This window comes from Pseudonocardia sp. ICBG1293 (assembly GCF_020131355.1).
Lineage (GTDB): Bacteria > Actinomycetota > Actinomycetes > Mycobacteriales > Pseudonocardiaceae > Pseudonocardia.
This window is the reverse complement of the sequence record NZ_JAHLEL010000047.1, coordinates 349,699-368,129: the sequence shown is the minus strand read 5'-3', so window position 1 is coordinate 368,129 and position 18,431 is coordinate 349,699. Positions and strand designations below refer to the sequence as shown.

Here is an 18,431-nt window from a genome sequence, read left to right as displayed (position 1 = left end):
TGCCCTACCGCGCCGGGCCGTCCCGGCCGGGCGGCGTCGGGGTGCACATCTCGTCGCGCGCGCGCTCGACGGCGTCGACGATGCCCTGGTAGCCGGTGCACCGACAGATGTTGCCGGACATCTGGGCCCGGATCGTCTCGCGGTCGGCGTGCGGTTCGGTGTCGATCAGGTGGCAGGCCGACATCAGCATCCCCGGTGTGCAGAACCCGCACTGCAGCCCGTGGCACGCCACGAACGCCTCTTGGACGGGGTGCAGCCGGCCGTCGGTGCCCTGCAGCCCCTCCACGGTGCTGACCGACGCCCCGTCGACCTGGACCGCGAACATCAGGCAGGCGCGTGCCGGTTCACCGTCCACGAGGACGGTGCAGGCTCCGCAGACGCCGTGCTCGCAGCCGAGGTGGGTCCCGGTCAGGCCGCAGTCCTCGCGGAGGGCGTCGGCGAGGGTGCGACGGGGTTCGACGTCGAGCTCGGCCCGCTCGCCGTTGACGCTGAAACTGATCTTCATCGGCTGTGCTCCCGGGGGGAATCGAACTGCGCGAGCGCGCGGCGGGTCATCTCGGCGGCGATCGCCCGGCGGAACTCGACCGAGCCGTGCAGGTCCGCGGTCGGCTCGATCTCCTCGGCGGCGGTCCGCGCGACCTCGGCCGCCGGCCGGCCGTCGGACAGGGCCTGCTCGGCGTCGGTCGCACGCTGCGGCACCGAGGAGACGCCGCCGAAGGTGATGCGGGGACGGCCACGTACCTCGGTGACGACGGCGGTCACCAGGGCGAAGTCACCGTGCCTGCGCGCGAACTCGGCGAAGCCCCACCGGGACGGCAGCGGGAACCGGACCGCGGTGATCATCTCGTCCTCGTCGAGGGAGGTCGTCAGGGCGCCGACGAACAGGTCCTCGGCATCGACCGCGCGTGCCCCCCGCGGCCCGGTGACGGTCACCGTCGCGCCGGTGGCCACGGCGACGACGGGGAGCTCGGCGGAGGGGTCGGCATGGGCGATGCTGCCGCCGGTCGTCCCCCGGGAGCGGATCGCGGTGTGGCCGATCCACCGGGCGGCCTCGGCGAGCAGCGGGTGCTCGGTCTGCTCGACGAGCCGGCTGTGCCGCACGGTGGCGCCGACCTCGAGGGTGTCCTCGACGCGCCGGATCGCCGACAGACCCGGGATCCGGTTGACGTCGACCAGCACCGCCGGGCGTGCCATCCGGAGCGCGAGCACGGGCACCAGGCTCTGACCGCCGGCGAGGATCTTGCCCTCACCGTCGGTCTCGCCGAGGACCGTGACGGTCTCCTCGACGCTGCTCGCACGGACGTAGTCGAACGGGGCGCACTTCACGCGCTCATCTCCCTCGGCACGCCGGAGCGGTTCTCCGTGCGGGAGAGGCGCCCCTCGGCGACGTCGTCGTCGGCCCGGCAGGCCTCGACCGCGGCGTCGAGCACGCGTGTCGGGCAGCCGGTGGTCAGCGGGGCGGGCCCGGGCCGGTCGAGCGTGACCACCGCGACGCGGCCGTACCAGGACGTCGCGATCATCGCTGGAGCTCCTTCCAGACGCGCGCCGGGCTCACCGGCAGCTCGTCGACGTCGATCCCCAGCGCGTCGCGCAGCGCCCCGGCGAGGACCGCGTTGGGACCGAGGGTCCCGCCCTCCCCGACGCCCCGGACCCCGAGCGGGTTCGACGCAGGCCGCGAGACGTGGCCGATGACCAGGTCCGGCACCTCGGCGCTGGTGGGCATGAGGTAGTCCAGCAGTGTCCCGGTCGAGAGGTTCCCGGCGTCGTCGTAGACGAGGTGCTCGTAGAGCGCACCGCCGATGCCCTGGGCGATCGAGCCGGCGATCTGCCCGTCGACGATCTGTGGGTGCATCGCGCGGCCGGCGTCCTCGACACAGACGTAGGACAGGATCCGCAGCTCGCCCGTGGCCCGGTCGACCTCCACCACGGCGACCTGCGCCCCGGCCGCGAAGGCGCCCCGGATCGGGTCGTAGAAGGTGGTCGCGTCGAGTCCGGGGTCGATCCCGGGCGGGAGACGGTGGGACTCCAGGTAGGCGACCCGGGCGACCTCGGCGACGGTGAGGTGGGGTTCCGGGTCGCCGACGACGTAGACCTCGCCGTTCTCGATCCGCAGGTCCGCATCGGCGGCCTCGATCAGCCCGGCCGCCAGGGTGATGATCTTCTTCCGGACCGCGAGACCGGTGTTGTGTGCGGCACCCCCGCCGATCACCGCCTGGCGGGAGGAGAACGCCCCGAAGCCCCAGAGGGACTCGTCGGTGTCCCCGATGCGGACGTCGACGTCGTCGTAGCGGACGCCGACGGCGTCGGCGACGATCTGGGCGACGGTGGTCTCCAGGCCCTGCCCCTGGGAGGTGACCCCGGACAGCACGGTGAGACGGCCGTCCGGGTTGACCCGCACGGTGCAGGCGTCGTGGCCCGTCCGGAACGGCATCCGGGGGCCGGCGCTGGCGGCGCGGCCGAGCCCGGTGAGCTCGTTGTAGACGGCCACCCCGATCCCGATCGGGGCCTCGCCGCTGTCCCTGCGACGCCGCTGCTCGGCACGAACGGCGTCGTAGTCCAGCGCCTCGAGCGCCTTGTCGAGGCACTCGCCGTAGTGGCCGGAGTCGTCGACCAGACGCGACGGCATCCGGTAGGGGATGTCGGCGGGGGTGATGACGTTGCGTCGGCGGATCTCGATCGCGTCGATGCCCAGCCGCGTCGCCGCCGCGTCGAACATCGTCTCCATCGCGAACACGCTCGCCGGTCGCGCGACACCGCGGTAGGGCCCCGACGGCGCGGTGTTGGTCGCGACCCCGCGGACGGTGCAGCGGTAGTTCTGCAGCTTGTAGGGCCCGCTGAGCAGCCCGCCGGCCATCAGCGGCTCGATGCCCGCGGTCCACGGGTACACCGAGTACGCCCCGACGTTGCAGGTCACGTCCGCGTCGACGGCCAACAGCGTCCCCTCGGCGTCGAATCCGGCCCGCATCCGGTACCGGTGGTCGCGGGCGTGGGTCGCGGCGAGCAGGTGCTCGGCCCGGTCCTCGACCCACTTCAGCGGGACGCCCGGCATCTCCCGCGCCATCAGGCACAGCGCGAGGTCCTCCGGGTAGAGCACCGCCTTCACCCCGAACCCGCCGCCCACGTCGGGGGCGACCACCCGGACCCTGCCCTCCGGCAGGCCCATCAGCTCCGCGATCATGTTGCGGGCGATGTGCGGGACCTGGGTGCCGTTCCAGAACGTCAGCCTGCCGTCCGCGGCGTCCCACACCGCGACCCCGGCGCGGCACTCCATCGGGTTGCCCGCATGCCGGTTCGTGGTCAGCTCCCGTTCGACGACCACCGCGGCCGACGCCAGGACGTCGTCGACGTCGCCGGCGTCGAAGGTCCGCTCCAGCAGCACGTTGTCCGGCGCCTCGGCGTGCACCGGCTCGGTCGGTGCCTCCCACGCGCAGACCGTCGGGGCCAGCGGCTCGTAGTCCACCGTGACCAGCTCCAGCCCGTCCTCGGCCCGGTACCGGTCCCGGGCGACGACGGCGACCACCGCCTCGCCGGCGAACCGGACCTTCTCGTGGGCCAGGACCGGCTGGACGGTCTCGACGTAGGAGGGCAGCGCCGACTGTGCGCGCAGCTCGACGTGGGCGAAGTCGGCACCGGTGAAGACGGCGAACCCGGCCTCGCGGGCAGCGGCGGTGTCGGTGCCGGTGATCCGCGCGTGGCCGTACGGGCTGCGCAGGAAGGCCACGTGCCGCATCCGCGGCAGCTCGATGTCGGTCACGAACCGGCCGTGCCCCGTGACCAGGCGCTGGTCCTCCTTGCGCCGGACGTTGCGGCCCAGGGAGCCCACCGCGGCGGGGGCGGCGTCGTCGACGCCCACGCGGTCCTCGTCGACCGCGGTGTCCTCACTCATCTGTCCTCCTCGGTGCAGCGTCTCGGATCCGGCCGGTCACGGCATCGCGTAGCCGCCGTTGACCGACACGACCTGCCCCGTGGTCCAGGACGACAGCGGTGAGGCGAGCAGCAGCACCATCGGGGTGATGTCGTCGGGGTGGCCGAACCGGCGCAGCGGGTAGGCGGAGAGGATCTTCTTCATCGTGTCCGCCTCCGGGGTTCCGGCGTGGGCGTCGAAGTTGTCGGTGCGGACCAGGGCCAGCGACACCGCGTTCGCGCGGATCCTGTAGCGGGCCAGCTCCTTGGCCAGCGACCGGGTCAGACCGACGGTCGTGGAGCGCGCGGTGGCGGTCACCAGCAGACCCGACTCGCCCACCCGTCCGGAGTCGCCCATCAGGTTCACGATCGATCCGCTCTCGCGCTCGGCCATCTGCTTCGCCACGGCGTGGGTGAGCTGCAGGGTGCCGGTGACCGTCACGTCGATCTGCGGTGCCCAGTCCTGCGGGGTCGAGTCCAGGAAACGCTGCTTCCTGGTCACCGCGGAGTTGTTGACCAGGACGCCGATCGGGCCGAGCTCGTCCTCGGTGCGGGCCACGATGGCGGCGACCGCGCCGGCGTCGCGGAGGTCCCCGCCCACCGCGATGGACCGGACACCGAGCTCGGCGGCCTCCGCCGCGGCCTTCTCGGCCCCCTCGCCCGAGGAGTTGTAGTGGAAGGCGACGTTGGCGCCCTCGCCGGCGAACCCGAGACCGAGCGCGCGGCCCAGCCCCTGCCCGGCGCCGGTGATCAGGACGTTCGTCCCCGTGAGCTGAAGATCCATGAGGTGCTCCTAGACGATCTGCTGGAAGGTGCGGTTGCCGAAGGCGGTGACGACCCGGCCGAACCGCAGACCCGGGAAGTGGGCGCCGACGACGAGGTCGGGGGAGTCCGCGACCTCGTCGGCGATGGCGTTGCGGACCGCGCCCGCGGCGACCGGGTCGACGTCGAAGACCGCCTCCCAGTCGCGCTCGTGCAGCTCGACCACCGAGTGGACGACGTCGCCGAGCAGCAACGCACGCTCGTCGCCGTCGGCGACGACGAAGACGGTCGATCCCGGGGTGTGGCCGGGGGTGTGCCGGGCGCTGAGACCGGGGGCGAGCACGGTGTCGGTGTCGAAGGTCTCGAGCCGTCCGGTCAGGGGCGTGAGCTTGCGGACGGCGCCCGGCTCGGCGTCGGGGGAGTCGACGAAGTGCGCCCAGTCCGCGGCGTGGACCCGGTAGGTCGCGCGCGGGAAGACGACCGCCCCCTTCCTCGTCGCCCAGCCCACGTGGTCGAAGTGCAGGTGGGTGAACACGACGTCGGTGACGTCCTCGGGGCCGACGCCGTACCCGCGCAGCGAGTCGAGGAACCGCCCGCCGGAGTACCTGCCGTTGTCGATGGTGCCGACCCCGGCATCGACCAGGATCGTCCGATCGCCGGTGCGGACCAGGAACCCACCGAGATCGAGGTGCAGCGTTCCGTGCTCGTCGAGCTGGTCGCCGTGACAGGCCCAGGCGTCCGGGACGCCCGGCCGGGTCAGCACCTCGGCGGCCGGCTCCCGTCCGGTGCCGTCGAGGACGGGCAGGACCTCGATCGTGCCGATCCTCATGCCCCACCACCGCCCGGGGCGAGCAGGGTGCGGACCCCACGGCCGGCCTCGAGCTCGGCGAGCGCGTCGTCGACCGACTCGAGTCGGCCGTGCCCGGTGACCAGGCCGCGCAGGTCGAGCTGCCCGGTGCGGACCCAGTCGAAGAACCGGGGCATCTCGGTCGTCGCGTCGACCGATCCGGCGACGCAGCCGCGCAGGGTCCGGGCGAAGTGGAACAGCTCGAGGGCGGAGAACGAGACCATGTCGTCCTTCGCGCCGATCCCGACGACGGTGGCCGTCCCACCCCGGCGGGTGAGCGACCACATGTCCCGGATCGTGCGCGACGAGCCCACGCAGTCGAAGGCGTGGTCGGCGCCGCGTCCTGCGGTCAGTGACCGGACGGCCCTCCTGGTCCCCTCGTCGGCCGGTAGGAAATGGGTCGCTCCGGCGGCGGAGGCGAGGTCGGCCTTCTCCGGGTTGCGGTCCACGGCGACCACCGTCCCGGCACCGGCGAGGCGGGCGCCCTGCAGCACCGACAGACCGACCCCACCGAGCCCGATGACCAGGACCGACGCCCCCTGCTCGACGCCGGCGGTGTGGGTCACCGCACCGACCCCCGTGGTGACCGCGCACCCGAGGAGAGCGGCGTCGACGGTGTCGATGTCGTCGGGGACCGGTACGACGGCGGCACGGGGCACGACGGTCTGCTCGGCGAACGAGCCGACGGTCAGGCCGGGATGGACCGGCAGACCGTCCTCGGTCAGCGCGTAGGGCTCGCCCGCCCGCGACGACCCGCTCTCGCACAGGTGCGGCTGCCCGTGGGTGCAGGCGAAGCACTCCCGGCACGGTGTGATCCACAGCAGGATGACCCGCTGACCTTCCGCGAGGTCGGTCACCCCGGAGCCGGTCTCGACGACGGTGCCGCAGGCCTCGTGCCCGAGGACCGCGGGCAGGGGCTGCCCGAGCGTGCCGTCGGCCAGGGAGAGATCGGAGTGGCAGACGCCGGTGCGGTCGATCCGCACCCGCACGTCGGCGCGGCCGACCGCGCGCAGCCGGATGGTCTCGACGGTCATCGGGGTGCCGATCTGACGCAGCACCGCGGCCCGTGTGCGGTGCGGGAACCCGGAGTCGGTCCGGTCGGTCGCGACGTCCTGGACACTCATCGCTGCACCGCCTTGGTCTCGCAGACGTCGGCGATGCCGTGCTCGCCGATCTCGCGTCCGACACCGGACTGCTTGTAGCCGCCGAACGGCGCGCCCGGGTTGAAGCCACCGCCGTTGACGTCGACCTGGCCGGTGCGCAGCCGGCCGGCGGCGGCGAGAGCGGTGTCGTCACCGCCCCAGACCGCGCCGCCGAGACCGTAGATGCTGTGGTTGGCGATCCGGACGGCGTCGTCGTCGGAGTCCGCGGCGAGGATCGACAGCACCGGGCCGAACACCTCCTCCTGCGCGAGCCGCGAGTCCGGGTCGACCCGGGAGACGACGGTCGGGACGACCCAGTGCCCCCTGTCCGGGAGGTCGATCCCACCGGTCACCGTGATCGCGTGGTCGCCGCCCGCTCCCGGTACCAGGAACGCCTCGACCTCCTTGCGCTGGCCCGCGGAGATCAGCGGGCCGAGGCGACCACCCGGGGTGTACCTCGCCGCCGCCGCGGCGGCGAGCTCCTCCACCCGGGCGAGCCGGTCGCGGGGCACGATCAGGCGCGACAGCGCCGTGCACGTCTGGCCACCGTTGAGGAAGCAGTTGGCGACGGTCACCTTGACCGCCGTCGCGAGCTGCTCCTCGGTCGCATCGGACAGCACGACGCTGGCGGACTTCCCGCCCAGCTCGAGGGTGACCCGCTTGACGGTCCCGGCCGCGGCGGCCGCGACCGTCCGGCCGGTCGGGGTCGAGCCGGTGAACGACACCTGGTCGACGTGGGGGTGGCGGGTGAGCAGGTCCCCGACGACCCGGCCACTGCCCGGAGTCAGGTTGAACACGCCCGGCGGAAGCCCGGCGTCGTGGAGGACCCGAGCCAGGGCGAACGCGGCCAGGGGAGTGAGCCCGGCCGGCTTCAGCACCACGGTCGCGCCGGCGGCCAGCGCGGGGACCACCTTCACCACGACCTGGTGCAGCGGCAGGTTCCACGGCGTGATCGCGCCGACGACGCCGACCGGTTCGCGCAGCACGATCGAGGTCCCCAGCTCGCTGCGGAACGGGAACCTCTCCAGCGCCTCGACGGTGGCGTCGACGACGGCGATGGGGGTGTCGACGTGCAGGGCGCGCGCCAGCTTCGGGGGTGAACCCTGTTCCCTGTTGATGATCGTCGCGAGCTCGTCGGCCCGCTCGGCGAGGAGGGCCCGGGCCCGTCGCAGCACGGCGGCGCGTTCGCGCACCGGCGTCATGGCCCAGCCGTCGAACGTCTCGCGGGCGGCGGCGATCGCCGCCTCGACGTCCTCGGCGCCGGCCTGGGTGACCACGCCGGTCGTCTCCTCCGTGGCGGGGTTCTCGACCTCGAGGTCGGGGCCGCGTCCCGCGGTCCACCGCCCGCCGACGTAGAGGTGGGGCTCGCGCAGGATGTCCTGCGAGCGGGTGTCGGTCATCGGTCCGCCTTCCGGGAGTCGATGTGGGCGCCGGGCAGGACGAGCTGGAGCACCGGCGCGCCCGCCGGTCCGGGGCCGTGGGCGCGACGGCGCCGGGTGCGCCCCACGAGCACACCGAGCACGAGCCCGACCAGGGCCGTGCCGGCCGGCAGTGCGTGCCGCCGGGCGAGTGACCCGATGACGCCACCGCCGGTGGCCAGCAGGTCGAGCGGTTCGGGGTCCCGATCCCGGGGTGCGGTCGAGGTCGCGTCCGGCCGGGTGGTGACCGGTGTGCCGTCGCCGGCTGCGTCGCCCGCGGTGCCGGTCCCGGCCATCTCGGCCTCGAGCCGGCGGGCGAACTGGCCGATCAGCTTGCCGCTGACGTCGGCGATCACCCCTCGACCGAACTGGGCGACCCGTCCGGCCAGGTCGAGGTCGGTCACGACGAGGACCTCGGTGCCGGAGCCCCGCTCGCGCAGCCGGATGTCGATGGTCGCCGCCGCGTTGCCCTGGCCACCGACGTCGCGCCCCTCGGCCCGGACGACGGCGTGGTGCGTGTCGTCGTCGCGCTCGGCGAAGCGGGCGACCCCCTCGTACCGGGCGGTCACCGGCCCGACCTTGACCGCGACGGCACCCCGGAAGTCCTCGCCGTCGACGCCCAGCATAGTCGCGCCGGGCAGGCACGGGGCGACCCGCTCGAGATCGGTGATCACCGCCCAGGCCCGGCCCACGGGCTCGGAGACGGTGAACGTGTGCGTCAGCTCCATCGTGCGCACTCTCCTTACTAACTAACGCTCGTTAGTTACCGTAGGCCATGGCGGACGCCGCGCCAACCCCGGTGCGGGGTGACACGTGCCGGGTGCGTCAGGCGTCCAGCTGCTTCTGCAGCCGGAAGCGGAGGATCTTGCCGGACCCGGTGCGCGGAATGGTGTCGCACTCGACGAGCCGGTCGGGGACCTTGAACGACGAGAGCCGCTCGCGGGCCGAGGCCAGGACCGCGTCGTGGTCGAGCGGCCCCGGGCCCGCGGGCACCACGAACGCCACCGGCACCTCGCCGAGGTGCTCGTGCGGTGCCGCGGCGACGGCGACGTCGCCGACCCCCTCCGCGCCCGCCAGCGCCTCCTCGACCTCGGCGGGATAGATGTTCTCCCCGCCCCGGATGATCAGCTCCTTGGTCCGGCCGCTGATCCTCAGGTAGCCGTGGGCGTCGCGCCGGCCCAGGTCGCCGGTGCGGTACCAGCCGTCGACGAACACGGCGGAGGTCGCGTCCGGGAGGTCGTGGTACCCCGGGGTGACGTTCGGGCCCTGCACCCAGAGCTCGCCCTCCTGTTCCGGGCCCACGTCGAGGGCCGTGGCCGGGTCGACGAGCCGGACGCTCAGGCCGGGCAGCGGGAGGCCGCACGAGCCCCGCACGCGGCTGCCGGTCGGCCAGTTCATCGTGACCATGGTCGAAGTCTCGGTGATCCCGTAGCCGTCGAGCAGCGGGACCCCGAACGCGGCCTCGAACCTCTCGTTGACCGAGCCCGGCAGGATCGCGCCGGCGGACATGCAGACCCGCAGGGCCGGGGCGTCGAATCCCTGGTCACCGACCCGGTCGAGCAGGTAGTGGAACATGGTCGGGACCCCGGGGAAGACGGTCACGTCGCCCTCCGGGCCGCCGGCGAACCGCGAGGCGGTCCCGGAGACCGAGAAGCGCGGGAGGATCCGCTCGCTCGCCCCGACGGCGAACACCCCGAGCACGCACAGCACGAGTGCGTAGGAGTGGAACAGCGGCAGCGCACTCAGGACGACGTCGTCCGGGCCGAGGCCGGCGATCGGCGCCCAGCAGGCCGCGACCACCCAGAAGCAACCGCGCTGGGTGAGGTGGACGCCCTTGGGACGGCCGGTGGTCCCCGAGGTGTAGAGCATCCAGGCGACGTCGTCGAGACCGAGACAGTCCCGCGGCGGCCGGCCGGCCTCGGCGCCGATCAGGTCGGCGTAGGCGATCTCCCGCTCGCCGGCCGGGCCGTCCACCACGATCACCGCGAGCAGCTCCGCCCCGGTCGCGAGCTCACGCACGACGGGGAGGTGCTCGTGGTCGGTGACGACGATCCGGGACCCGCTGTCGGTCAGGATGTGGCCGATCTCCGCCGGGGTCGCCTGCGGGTCGGCGCAGACGGCGATCGCCCCGGCCCGCGGGATCGCGAGGTAGGACTCGGCGACCTCGACCCGGTTGCCCAGGTAGAGCAGGACCCGCTCGCCGCGTTGCAGCCCGAGCCGCTGCAGGTGACCGGCCAGCCGGGCGGTCGTCCTGGCGAGCGCGCCGTAGGTGATCGTGCGGTCGTCGTCGATGAAGGCGATGCGGTCCGGCCTTGCGGTCCCGTGGGTCGCCATCAGGTCCGCCACGGTGGTGATGTACTCGGTTCTGAGCACCGTTGCTCCTTGCTCGGAATGGGGACCCCCGACCGGCACGTGCACCGGCGCCGGGGACGGGTCAGTGGGCGACGGGGGTCTGCTCGGAGCCGATCCCGGTCTGGGAGCGCACCTGCAGCTCGTCGAAGGAGCGCTGCGCACCCCGCTCGGAGGACAGGAGCGTGCCGATCCAGCACGCGAGGAAGCCGACCGGGATCGCGATCAGCGTCGGGTACTCGACCGGGTAGGGCGCGGACTCGGCGCCGCCGGGCCAGACCGACGGTCCCAGCAGGATGCAGACCACCGACGCGACCAGGCCCGCGACGATCCCGCTCATCGCGCCGGTGGTGGTGAACCGGCGCCAGGTCAGTGCGAGCAGGAGCGCCGGGAAGTTGGCCCCCGCGGCCACCGACAGGGCCAGGCCCACCAGGAACGCCACGTTGAACTCCGGGCCCATCCCGAGCGTGACGACGATCGCGACCAGACCGATGCCGGCCGCGGCGATCCGTGCCACCCGCGTCTCCGAGCTCGTCGCCCGGCCGCGGTGGATGACGTTGACCCAGAGGTCGTGCGCCACGGCTCCGGACGCCGACAGGACCAGACCCGCGACTACGGCCAGGATGGTGGCGAAGGCGACCGCCGACACGAAGGCGACGAACAGGTCCCCACCGACCGTGCCCGGCCCTCCGCCCAGGTGCTCGGCGAGCAGCGGCGCCGCCAGGTTGCCGCTGCGGCCCACCGACTCCGAGGACTCCGCGGGCAGCACCGCGCGGGCCCCGAACCCGATCACGGCGGTCATCACGAAGAAGGTGCCGATCAGCGCCGTCGCCCACCCCGCGGAGCTGCGGGCCTGTGTCGCATCGGGGACGGTGAAGAACCGGATCAGGATGTGCGGCAGCGCCGCGGTGCCGATCGCGAACGCGAGCGCCACCGAGACGGTGTCGAGGAACGACCGACCGGATCCCCCGGGGGCCAGGAAGGCGTCCCCGACCGGGCTGTTCGCCGCCGCGGTCGTGAACAGCGTCCCCAGGTCGAAGCCGACCCGGACGAGGACGCCGATGGTCAGCGCGGCCCCCGCGACGAGGAGCAGGACCGCTTTGATGATCTGCACCCAGGTCGTGGCGAGCATGCCGCCGAACACGACGTAGGCGAGCATCGCGAGCCCGGTCAGCACGACCGCCGGGGTGAAGGACAGGCCGGTCAACGCCCGGATCAGCACCCCGGCCCCGACCAGCTGGGCCACCAGGTAGATCACCGCGACCAGCACGGTGGAGGCGGCGGTCGCGGCCCGTACCGGCCGCTCGCGCAGGCGGAACGAGAGCACGTCGGCGACGGTGAAGCGGCCCGCGTTGCGCATCCGCTCGGCGAACAGGAGAAGGATCAGGACGAAGGCGACCAGCGTGACCGCCGGCATGATCCAGCCGTCGAAGCCGGACAGGTACATCAGCCCGGTGAAGCCGAGGAACGTCGCGGCCGACATCAGGTCACCGGCGATGGCCAGGCCGTTGCGCGGCCCGGAGATCCCCCGTCCGGCGGCGAAGAAGTCGGTCGCCGAGTGGGTCCGGCGGGATGCCCAGACGGTCACCCCCAGGGTGATGCCGACGATCAGGGCGAAGGCGATCAGGCGGGTGGTGTTCACCGCGCGGCCTCGGGCTCCGCGCCGGCGGCGGCCAGCTCCCGCACCCGCTGCTCGAGGGGGGCCCACCGGCGGTTCGACCTGCGCAGGTAGGCCCAGGTCAGCAACCACGCCACGACGAACTGGCTCAGGCCCAGCAGGAAGCCGACCGTCATGCCGGCGGCCACGACCGTCCCGGCCACCGCGGGTGCTCCGCCGATGACGGCCAGGAAGGTCGCGAACCAGACGAGCAGCGCGGCGCCGGCGTACCGCACGAACCGTCCGCGCTCGGCGACCAGCTGCTGAAAGGGGGCGGATCGATGGAGCGCTTCCCAGTCCGGGGCGTCGGAACTCATCGTCGAGACCTTCCGTCGGCGTCAGACTAGCTAACGCTCATAAGTTTGATGCGGACAAGGTAGACAGCAGCACCGGACTCTGGCAATGCTCCACCCGGCCCCACTGCTGTTCCGCGGCTGTTCCGCGGCCTGCTGCACGGGCGACGGTGTCCGTCACCGGTCACGGTGTCCCCGGACCTCGGGGTCGGCGGCTGGCACCGGGACTAGTCAGCGTTAGCATGCACGGGTGGCGGATCGGCCCCGACCGGTCGTTCTTAGAGGTCGTTTCAGAAGTCGGCGTGTCGGTCCTGTGTGGATCGGCGCTGGTAGCTGATCATGTCCGGTCGTGGCGCGGCGATCTTGTGTCGAGCGATTGGTGAGCGACGAGCTGTGGGCGCTGGTGGAGCCGCTGCTGCCCAAGCCGCGCAAGCACAAGCGGGGACGGACAGGCCGTCCGCGGGTGCCGGATCGGGCCGCTCTGGCCGGGATCGTGTTCGTGCTCAAGACCGGGATCAGCTGGAACGCGCTGCCCGCCGAGCTCGGCTGTGGGTCCGGAGTGACCTGCTGGCGGCGGCTACGGCAGTGGCAGCAGGCCGGGGTCTGGGCCCAGCTGCACCGGGTGATGCTCGACCGCCTCGCCCAGCAGGGCCTGCTGGACTGGTCGCGGGCGGCGGTGGACAGCGTGAGCGTGCGGGCCAAGCGCCGCGGCGAGGCCACCGGGCCCTCGCCGACCGATCGCGGGAAGGCGGGCAGCAAGTACCACGTGCTCTGCGACCGAGGCGGGCTCCCGCTGCATGCGCTGGTCACCGGGGCGAACGCCCACGACAGTCGGATGCTCGCCCCGCTGCTGGACACCAACCCCGGCGTCCGCGAACGGGCGGGACAGCCGGGGCGTCCGCGACGTCGGCCGGACAAGGTGCACGCCGACAAGGGCTACGACTATCCCCGCTGCCGCCGCTACCTGAGTGGGCGTGGGATCGGGGTGCGGATCGCCCGGCGCGGGATCGAGGACTCCACCCGGCTCGGGCGGGTCCGCTGGGTCGTCGAGTGCACCATGTCCTGGCTGCTGGACTTCCGCCGCCTCGCGCTGCGCTACGACCGCGCCGAATCCACGATCACCGCGCTGTTATCGCTGGCCTGCGCCCTGATCTGCCACCGCCGCCTCACCAAGCCGAAGCCGAAGCCGAAGTGATGGTCGACCCAGCCCTCGCTGAGGCACTCGCCTACGAGGTCGGGGCCAGCGGCCGCCAGGCCAGCCACTCCAAGGCCCGGTCGGCCTCGTCAGGGTCGAAGCGGTGCGGGTCGAACGGCCCGCCCGCCCACTCCAGGCGCTCGGCGCGGTCGGGATGGTCAGGGTCGGCGAGCACGGCCTGGAAGTCCTCATACCCCCCGATCCCGCCGACGTCCTCGGGCGGGCACGCCCCCTGCCCGGCGACGCATCGCGGATAGCACACTCCCGGCTCGACGGCCGCGACCGCCTCGACGGTGATCTCGTGGGCCCAGTTGTCACCGAAGTCGTAGACGTAACCGAACCGGTCACCAGCCTTGACCAGCCGAAACAGCTTCTCTTTCGTCTCGTCGGCGACATCCTGTCCGGGCCAGTCCGGGTCTGGGATCCCGTAGCGGCGCCCGACGATCTCGAACTCGTGCAGATGAGAGTTCGTCCAGCCCATCACTGACTGCACCACCTCGTGTAACACCGCCAAGTCGACCTCGCCCGGCACCTGCACCCGACGCCGGACCGCCGGCACCACCTCGGTCAGGACGATCTCCAACTCGAAAATCTTCGTCTTCTCAGACACACGAGGCGCGACCATCAGCCGATGCTGCCAGCCCCGCCGTCACCGGCAGAACCGGGCCCACCACTTCTGAAACGACGTCTTAGAGGTCGTTTCAGAACGACTTGTCGAGTTTCCATTGACCCCTCGACGACAGATCAAACGGCAGGTCAGATAGCCGCTTGTCGTCTACAACAGACACGTCGACCTCGTTCTGAAATGACCTCTAAGGTGCATTCATTCGTTGGGGGGCGAGGACAGATTGCGTTGGTTTGCTGCGCGTTCATCCGCCGTTCCCGAGAACGAGGATCGCCAATCCACCGCTACGTCACCGAGGCGAAAAATGCTGATCGACGCACGCGATCGGAAGATCTCCACCACCGAGTTGTCCGTCCGATGCCGCCGCCTGGGCCGCCTGCTGGCGGACCGGGGCGTCGCACCGTCGGACCGGGTCGTCCTCACCGCGGCGAACTCTCCCGAGTTCGTGGTGGGCCTGTTCGCACTGCTCCACCACGGTGTGTCGGTGGCCCTGGTCGACCGGGCGCTGCCGGCGCGGGAGTGCAGCGAGGTCGTCGCCGAGAGCGGCGCCCGATGGATGCTGTCCGACCACGACGGCCTGGAGGCCGAGTTCGACCCGGTCCGGATCGGCTGGCTGGACCTGACCGCGCTGGCGGCCGAGGCCGAGGCCGGGACCGCCGCGGACGGCGCCGGAACCGCCGACGAGGGCGCGGAGCTCGACCTGGGCGCGTGGGGCTCCCGGCCGGACGCCCTGGTCGTCTGGACCTCGGGCAGCACCGGCAGGCCGAAGGGCATCGTCCGGTCCGGGGCGTCGGTGCTCGGCAACTCCGCACGCACCGCCCGCCGCATGCGCTACCGCGCCGACGACGTCCTGTGCCCGCTGCTCCCGTTCACCCACCAGTACGGGCTGTCCATGCTCCTGCTGTGGTGGCGGGCGGGAGCGACCCTGGTGCTGTGCCCCTCGGCGGGCACCAAGGCCGCCGTCGAGCTCGTCGAGCGGCACGCGGTGACCGTCGTCGACGCGGTGCCCGCCTCCTACGTCACCCTGCTCCGGCTGCTGGAGCGCGACGCCGCCGCGCCCGACCTGAGCTCGGTGCGCCTGTGGTGCGTCGGCGGCGAGCCGCTGCTCGAGGACCTGCGCGCGCAGTTCCTCGAGCGTCTCGGGCAGCCGCTGCTCGACGGGTACGGGGCGAGCGAGCTCGGCAACATCGCGCTCGCGGGCGCGGACGACCCGACCGGCTGCGGTACGCCGCTCGACGGCGTCGAGGTCGAGGTCGTCGACGACGCCGACCAGGCCGTTCCCCCGGGTACGGCCGGCCAGATCGTCGTCGCGAGCCCGGACGTCATGACCGGGGTGCTGGAGCCCGGTGGCCGGGTCTGGCCGGTGCACCGGCCGCGCTTCGCCACCGGCGACCTCGGGTACCGCGACGAGCAGGGCAGGCTTCACGTGCTCGGCAGGCGGGCCGCGGTGCACCGCCTCGGCTACACGCTCTACCCGGACGCGATCGCGCACAAGGCCGCAGGCTGCGGGGTCCCGGTGCAGGTGGTCCCGGTCGACGACCGGCGCGGTGGCTCGGCGCTGGTGTTCGTGGTCGCCGACCCGCGGCTGCGGCCGGTCGCCCACTGGCGCAGGCTGCTGGTGGAGCAGGTCGGTGCGCACGAGCGTCCGAACCGGGTCGTGGTCGTCGAGCGCTTCCCGGGCGGGCCCAACGGGAAGGTCGACCGGGCAGCGCTGGCCGAGCTCGCCGCGGACGTGCTCGGCGGGTCGGGGCAGGCCACGACGGCGCCGTCGTCGCGGATCCCCTATCCGGAGCGGGTGGCCCGGCTGCACGACGTCCTGGACCTGCTGAGCAGCAGGCGCGACGAGATCGTGTCGGTGATGACGGAGGTCAGCCACCACGTCACCGTGGCGGGGGAGATCGAGGCGGCCCACGCCGCGCTGACCGGGGCCGCCGCCGAGGTGGAGCGTCACGGCCCGGCCGCGATCGACCGGATGAGCGTGCTGATGCCCTCGAACATCCCGCTCTACGGCTACGTCCTCTACCTGCTCGTACCGAGCCTCTACACCGGTGAGATCGTGTTCCGGCCGTCGCGGCGGATCGCCGACGTGACCCGCAAGCTGCACGAGCTGCTGGCCGACGCGCACGGGCTGCCGCTGGTACTCGACGACTCCCCGCAGCGGGAGTTCCTCGAGGGGCCCGGCGCCCGCTCCGACGTGCTGGTGTTCACCGGCACCTACGACAACGCCGAGAAGGTCCGCTCCGGGCTGCGCCCCGACCAGGTCTTCGTGTTCTTCGGCCAGGGCGTCAACCCGTTCGTCATCGGTCGGGACGCCGGCATCTCCGACGCCGTCGACGGGCTGGTGACCGCGCGGATGCTGAACTCCGGCCAGGACTGTTTCGGCCCCGACGTCGTGTTCGTCGACACCGCGATCAGCGCCCGCTTCTGCAGCCTGCTGGTCCGCCGGGTCGAGAAGCTGCGCTGCGGTGCCTACGACGACCCGTCCAGCGACTACGGGCCGCTGTTCTACAGCGACGGCCTCGACTCCGCGCTGGAGGTCCTGCGCAAGGACCGTCAGTACATCGCCGCCGGCGGCTCGGTCGACTTCGGACACGAGCGGGTCGACCCGACCGTGCTGATCCGGCCCGCCGACACCAAGGTCCGCCCACCCGAACTGTTCGCGCCGATCTTCAACGTCGTGCCCTACAGCTCGGAGGACTGGCTCGACACCATGCTCGACCACCCGTACTTCGAGGAGCGGGCGATGGGCGCCACCGTCTACGGCGACCTGCCCGAGACCCTCGCCCGGCTGCGGCGGCGGCACACGGTCAGCGTCGACCGGACGCTGGTCGACATCGACGACGGCAACGTCGCCTTCGGCGGCACCGGGATCCGGGCCAACTACGTCGCGCACGGCCGCAAGCGCACCGCGCGGCCGCTGCTGCTGAGCCAGGTCGTCGCCGACTACTTCGACGGAGGAGACCGATGAACCCGACCCTCGGCAACGGCGCCCACCGCACCGTCATCACCGGCTGGGGTGCGGTGACCCCGCTCGCCCTCGACGCCGGGACGACGTGGAAGGAGCTGCTCGCCGGACGGAGCGGGATCGGGCCGGTCACCGCGTTCGACTGCTCCGACCTGCCGACGAGGATCGCCGGGGAGGTCGACGGTTTCGACGGCGCCGCGTACCTCGGCCACCAGCAGCGCCGGCGGATGGACCGGTACTCCCAGTACGCCTACGTCGCCGCGACCGAGGCGCTGGCGCAGTCCGGGCTGCCCCTCGACGAGGCCACCGCCGCCCGCACCGGGGTGCTCATCGGCAGCGGCTACGGCCCGACCTCGGCGCAGGCCGGGTACCTGCAGGTGCTGTGGGAGAAGGGGCCGCGGGCGGTGAGCCCGCTGGCCTCGGTGGCCGGCGCGATCGACTCGGCGGCCGGCGAGATCAGCATGGGCTTCGGGCTGACCGGGCCGTCGCGTGCCCTGTCCAGCGCCTGCGCCTCCGGCACCGACGCGCTCGGCGAGGCGATGCGCTGGATCCGGCACGGCGTGGTCGACGCCGTCGTGGCGGGCGGGTCGGAGGACATCATCACCCGCATCGACATGGCCTCCACGGGCAACGCCAAGGCGCTCTCGCGGCGCAACGACGACCCGCAGGCGGCCAGCCGCCCCTTCGACGAGGACCGCGACGGGTTCGTCATGTCCGCGGGCTCGGCGGTCGCGGTGCTGGAGAGCGCCGGGTCCGCGCAGGCGCGCGGAGCGGCGATCCTGGCCGAGGTCGTGGGCTACGCCTCGACCTCCGACGCCCACCACCGGACCGCCCCGCACCCGGAGGGGCGCGGGGTGCGCGCGGCGATGCGCGGCGCGCTCGACGACGCCCGGGTCGCCCCGGACGCGGTGGGCTACGTGAACGCGCACGGCACGAGCACGGTGCTCAACGACGCGGGCGAGCTCGCGGCGATCCGCGCCGTCCTCGGCGACCACGCCACCACGATCCCGATCAGCTCGACGAAGTCCATGACCGGCCACCTCATCGGCGGCACCGGGGCGCTGGAGGCGCTGGTGGCCACGCGTGTCCTCGGTGACGGCGCGGTCCCGCCGACGATCAACTGCCACCGGCCGATCGCCGCCGACATCAACTTCGTCGCGCACGAGGCCCAGGAGCACGACGTCGACGTCGTGCTCAGCAACTCGTTCGGGTTCGGCGGCCACAACGCGTCGCTGGTCCTGCGCCGCTGGCGGGGATGACCGAGTGCAGCACAGG

The 18,431-nt window shown here is 72.9% G+C and carries 16 protein-coding genes; 3 read left to right on the top strand and 13 right to left on the bottom strand.

The features are described 5' to 3' along the window. Positions 1-4: 4 nt before the first annotated feature. From KPF47_RS24970 to KPF47_RS24915, 12 genes are all read right to left on the bottom strand, one after another. Positions 5-505: a (2Fe-2S)-binding protein gene (locus KPF47_RS24970; protein WP_224391217.1), complete on the bottom strand. Its 501-nt coding sequence runs from the start codon at positions 503-505 to the stop codon at positions 5-7. Continuing rightward, positions 502-1,326, bottom strand: a complete 825-nt coding sequence (locus KPF47_RS24965; protein ID WP_224391216.1) for a xanthine dehydrogenase family protein subunit M — start codon at positions 1,324-1,326, stop codon at positions 502-504. The genes KPF47_RS24970 and KPF47_RS24965 overlap by 4 nt, the downstream gene beginning before the upstream one ends. Beyond that, positions 1,323-1,520 (bottom strand): hypothetical protein, encoded by a 198-nt coding sequence (locus KPF47_RS24960; RefSeq protein ID WP_224391215.1) that lies wholly within the window; start codon positions 1,518-1,520, stop codon positions 1,323-1,325. Before KPF47_RS24960 ends, KPF47_RS24965 begins: the two co-directional genes overlap by 4 nt. Next, positions 1,517-3,886 carry a xanthine dehydrogenase family protein molybdopterin-binding subunit gene (locus tag KPF47_RS24955; protein ID WP_224391214.1) on the bottom strand — a complete coding sequence of 790 codons (2,370 nt, stop codon included), beginning with the start codon at positions 3,884-3,886 and terminating at the stop codon, positions 1,517-1,519. The genes KPF47_RS24960 and KPF47_RS24955 overlap by 4 nt, the downstream gene beginning before the upstream one ends. A gap of 36 nt (positions 3,887-3,922) precedes the next feature. Further along, entirely contained in the window at positions 3,923-4,687 is a 765-nt protein-coding gene (locus KPF47_RS24950) for an SDR family NAD(P)-dependent oxidoreductase (protein WP_224391213.1), read from the bottom strand. A 9-nt stretch (positions 4,688-4,696) separates the two neighbouring features. Further along, a complete protein-coding gene (locus tag KPF47_RS24945) occupies positions 4,697-5,494 on the bottom strand; it encodes an MBL fold metallo-hydrolase (protein WP_224391212.1) in 798 nt (265 codons plus the stop codon). Further along, on the bottom strand, positions 5,491-6,636 hold the full coding sequence (locus KPF47_RS24940; RefSeq protein ID WP_224391211.1) for a zinc-binding dehydrogenase: 1,146 nt from the start codon (positions 6,634-6,636) through the stop codon (positions 5,491-5,493). Before KPF47_RS24940 ends, KPF47_RS24945 begins: the two co-directional genes overlap by 4 nt. After that, complete coding sequence (locus KPF47_RS24935) at positions 6,633-8,054, bottom strand: aldehyde dehydrogenase family protein (RefSeq protein ID WP_224391210.1); 1,422 nt, start codon at positions 8,052-8,054, stop codon at positions 6,633-6,635. The genes KPF47_RS24940 and KPF47_RS24935 overlap by 4 nt, the downstream gene beginning before the upstream one ends. After that, positions 8,051-8,800: an SRPBCC family protein gene (locus tag KPF47_RS24930; protein WP_224391209.1), complete on the bottom strand. Its 750-nt coding sequence runs from the start codon at positions 8,798-8,800 to the stop codon at positions 8,051-8,053. Before KPF47_RS24930 ends, KPF47_RS24935 begins: the two co-directional genes overlap by 4 nt. A gap of 97 nt (positions 8,801-8,897) precedes the next feature. Beyond that, the gene (locus KPF47_RS24925; RefSeq protein ID WP_224391208.1) at positions 8,898-10,445 is read right to left on the bottom strand and encodes a class I adenylate-forming enzyme family protein; all 1,548 of its coding nucleotides are present in this window, start codon (positions 10,443-10,445) and stop codon (positions 8,898-8,900) included. A gap of 61 nt (positions 10,446-10,506) precedes the next feature. Beyond that, positions 10,507-12,063: a cation acetate symporter gene (locus KPF47_RS24920; RefSeq protein ID WP_224391207.1), complete on the bottom strand. Its 1,557-nt coding sequence runs from the start codon at positions 12,061-12,063 to the stop codon at positions 10,507-10,509. Then, the gene (locus KPF47_RS24915; protein ID WP_224391206.1) at positions 12,060-12,395 is read right to left on the bottom strand and encodes a DUF485 domain-containing protein; all 336 of its coding nucleotides are present in this window, start codon (positions 12,393-12,395) and stop codon (positions 12,060-12,062) included. The genes KPF47_RS24920 and KPF47_RS24915 overlap by 4 nt, the downstream gene beginning before the upstream one ends. A 325-nt stretch (positions 12,396-12,720) precedes the next feature. Here KPF47_RS24915 and KPF47_RS24910 point away from each other — a divergent pair, with 325 nt between their 5' ends. After that, the gene (locus tag KPF47_RS24910; RefSeq protein ID WP_224389824.1) at positions 12,721-13,566 is read left to right on the top strand and encodes an IS5 family transposase; all 846 of its coding nucleotides are present in this window, start codon (positions 12,721-12,723) and stop codon (positions 13,564-13,566) included. Between the two features lie 31 nt (positions 13,567-13,597). Here KPF47_RS24910 and KPF47_RS24905 read toward each other — a convergent pair whose 3' ends face one another. Beyond that, a complete protein-coding gene (locus KPF47_RS24905; RefSeq protein ID WP_224386178.1) occupies positions 13,598-14,191 on the bottom strand; it encodes a plasmid pRiA4b ORF-3 family protein in 594 nt (197 codons plus the stop codon). Between the two features lie 205 nt (positions 14,192-14,396). On the opposite strand from KPF47_RS24905, the gene KPF47_RS24900 reads away from it, so the two are divergent. Together KPF47_RS24900 and fabF are read left to right on the top strand one after the other, a co-directional pair. Then, entirely contained in the window at positions 14,397-17,159 is a 2,763-nt protein-coding gene (locus tag KPF47_RS24900; RefSeq protein ID WP_308015481.1) for an aldehyde dehydrogenase family protein, read from the top strand. Next, complete coding sequence (fabF, locus tag KPF47_RS24895) at positions 17,156-18,415, top strand: beta-ketoacyl-ACP synthase II (RefSeq protein ID WP_224391205.1); 1,260 nt, start codon at positions 17,156-17,158, stop codon at positions 18,413-18,415. Before KPF47_RS24900 ends, fabF begins: the two co-directional genes overlap by 4 nt. Positions 18,416-18,431 lie beyond the last annotated feature (16 nt).

Excerpts from the sequence above, each read along its gene's own strand:
- KPF47_RS24970 (WP_224391217.1), bottom strand. The coding sequence starts at position 505 with ATGAAGATCAGTTTCAGCGTCAACGGCGAGCGGGCCGAGCTCGACGTC.
- KPF47_RS24960 (WP_224391215.1), bottom strand. The coding sequence starts at position 1,520 with ATGATCGCGACGTCCTGGTACGGCCGCGTCGCGGTGGTCACGCTCGAC.
- KPF47_RS24955 (WP_224391214.1), bottom strand. The coding sequence starts at position 3,886 with ATGAGTGAGGACACCGCGGTCGACGAGGACCGCGTGGGCGTCGACGAC.
- KPF47_RS24950 (WP_224391213.1), bottom strand. The coding sequence starts at position 4,687 with ATGGATCTTCAGCTCACGGGGACGAACGTCCTGATCACCGGCGCCGGG.
- KPF47_RS24945 (WP_224391212.1), bottom strand. The coding sequence starts at position 5,494 with ATGAGGATCGGCACGATCGAGGTCCTGCCCGTCCTCGACGGCACCGGA.
- KPF47_RS24940 (WP_224391211.1), bottom strand. The coding sequence starts at position 6,636 with ATGAGTGTCCAGGACGTCGCGACCGACCGGACCGACTCCGGGTTCCCG.
- KPF47_RS24935 (WP_224391210.1), bottom strand. The coding sequence starts at position 8,054 with ATGACCGACACCCGCTCGCAGGACATCCTGCGCGAGCCCCACCTCTAC.
- KPF47_RS24930 (WP_224391209.1), bottom strand. The coding sequence starts at position 8,800 with ATGGAGCTGACGCACACGTTCACCGTCTCCGAGCCCGTGGGCCGGGCC.
- KPF47_RS24915 (WP_224391206.1), bottom strand. The coding sequence starts at position 12,395 with ATGAGTTCCGACGCCCCGGACTGGGAAGCGCTCCATCGATCCGCCCCC.
- KPF47_RS24905 (WP_224386178.1), bottom strand. The coding sequence starts at position 14,191 with ATGGTCGCGCCTCGTGTGTCTGAGAAGACGAAGATTTTCGAGTTGGAG.
- fabF (WP_224391205.1), top strand. The coding sequence starts at position 17,156 with ATGAACCCGACCCTCGGCAACGGCGCCCACCGCACCGTCATCACCGGC.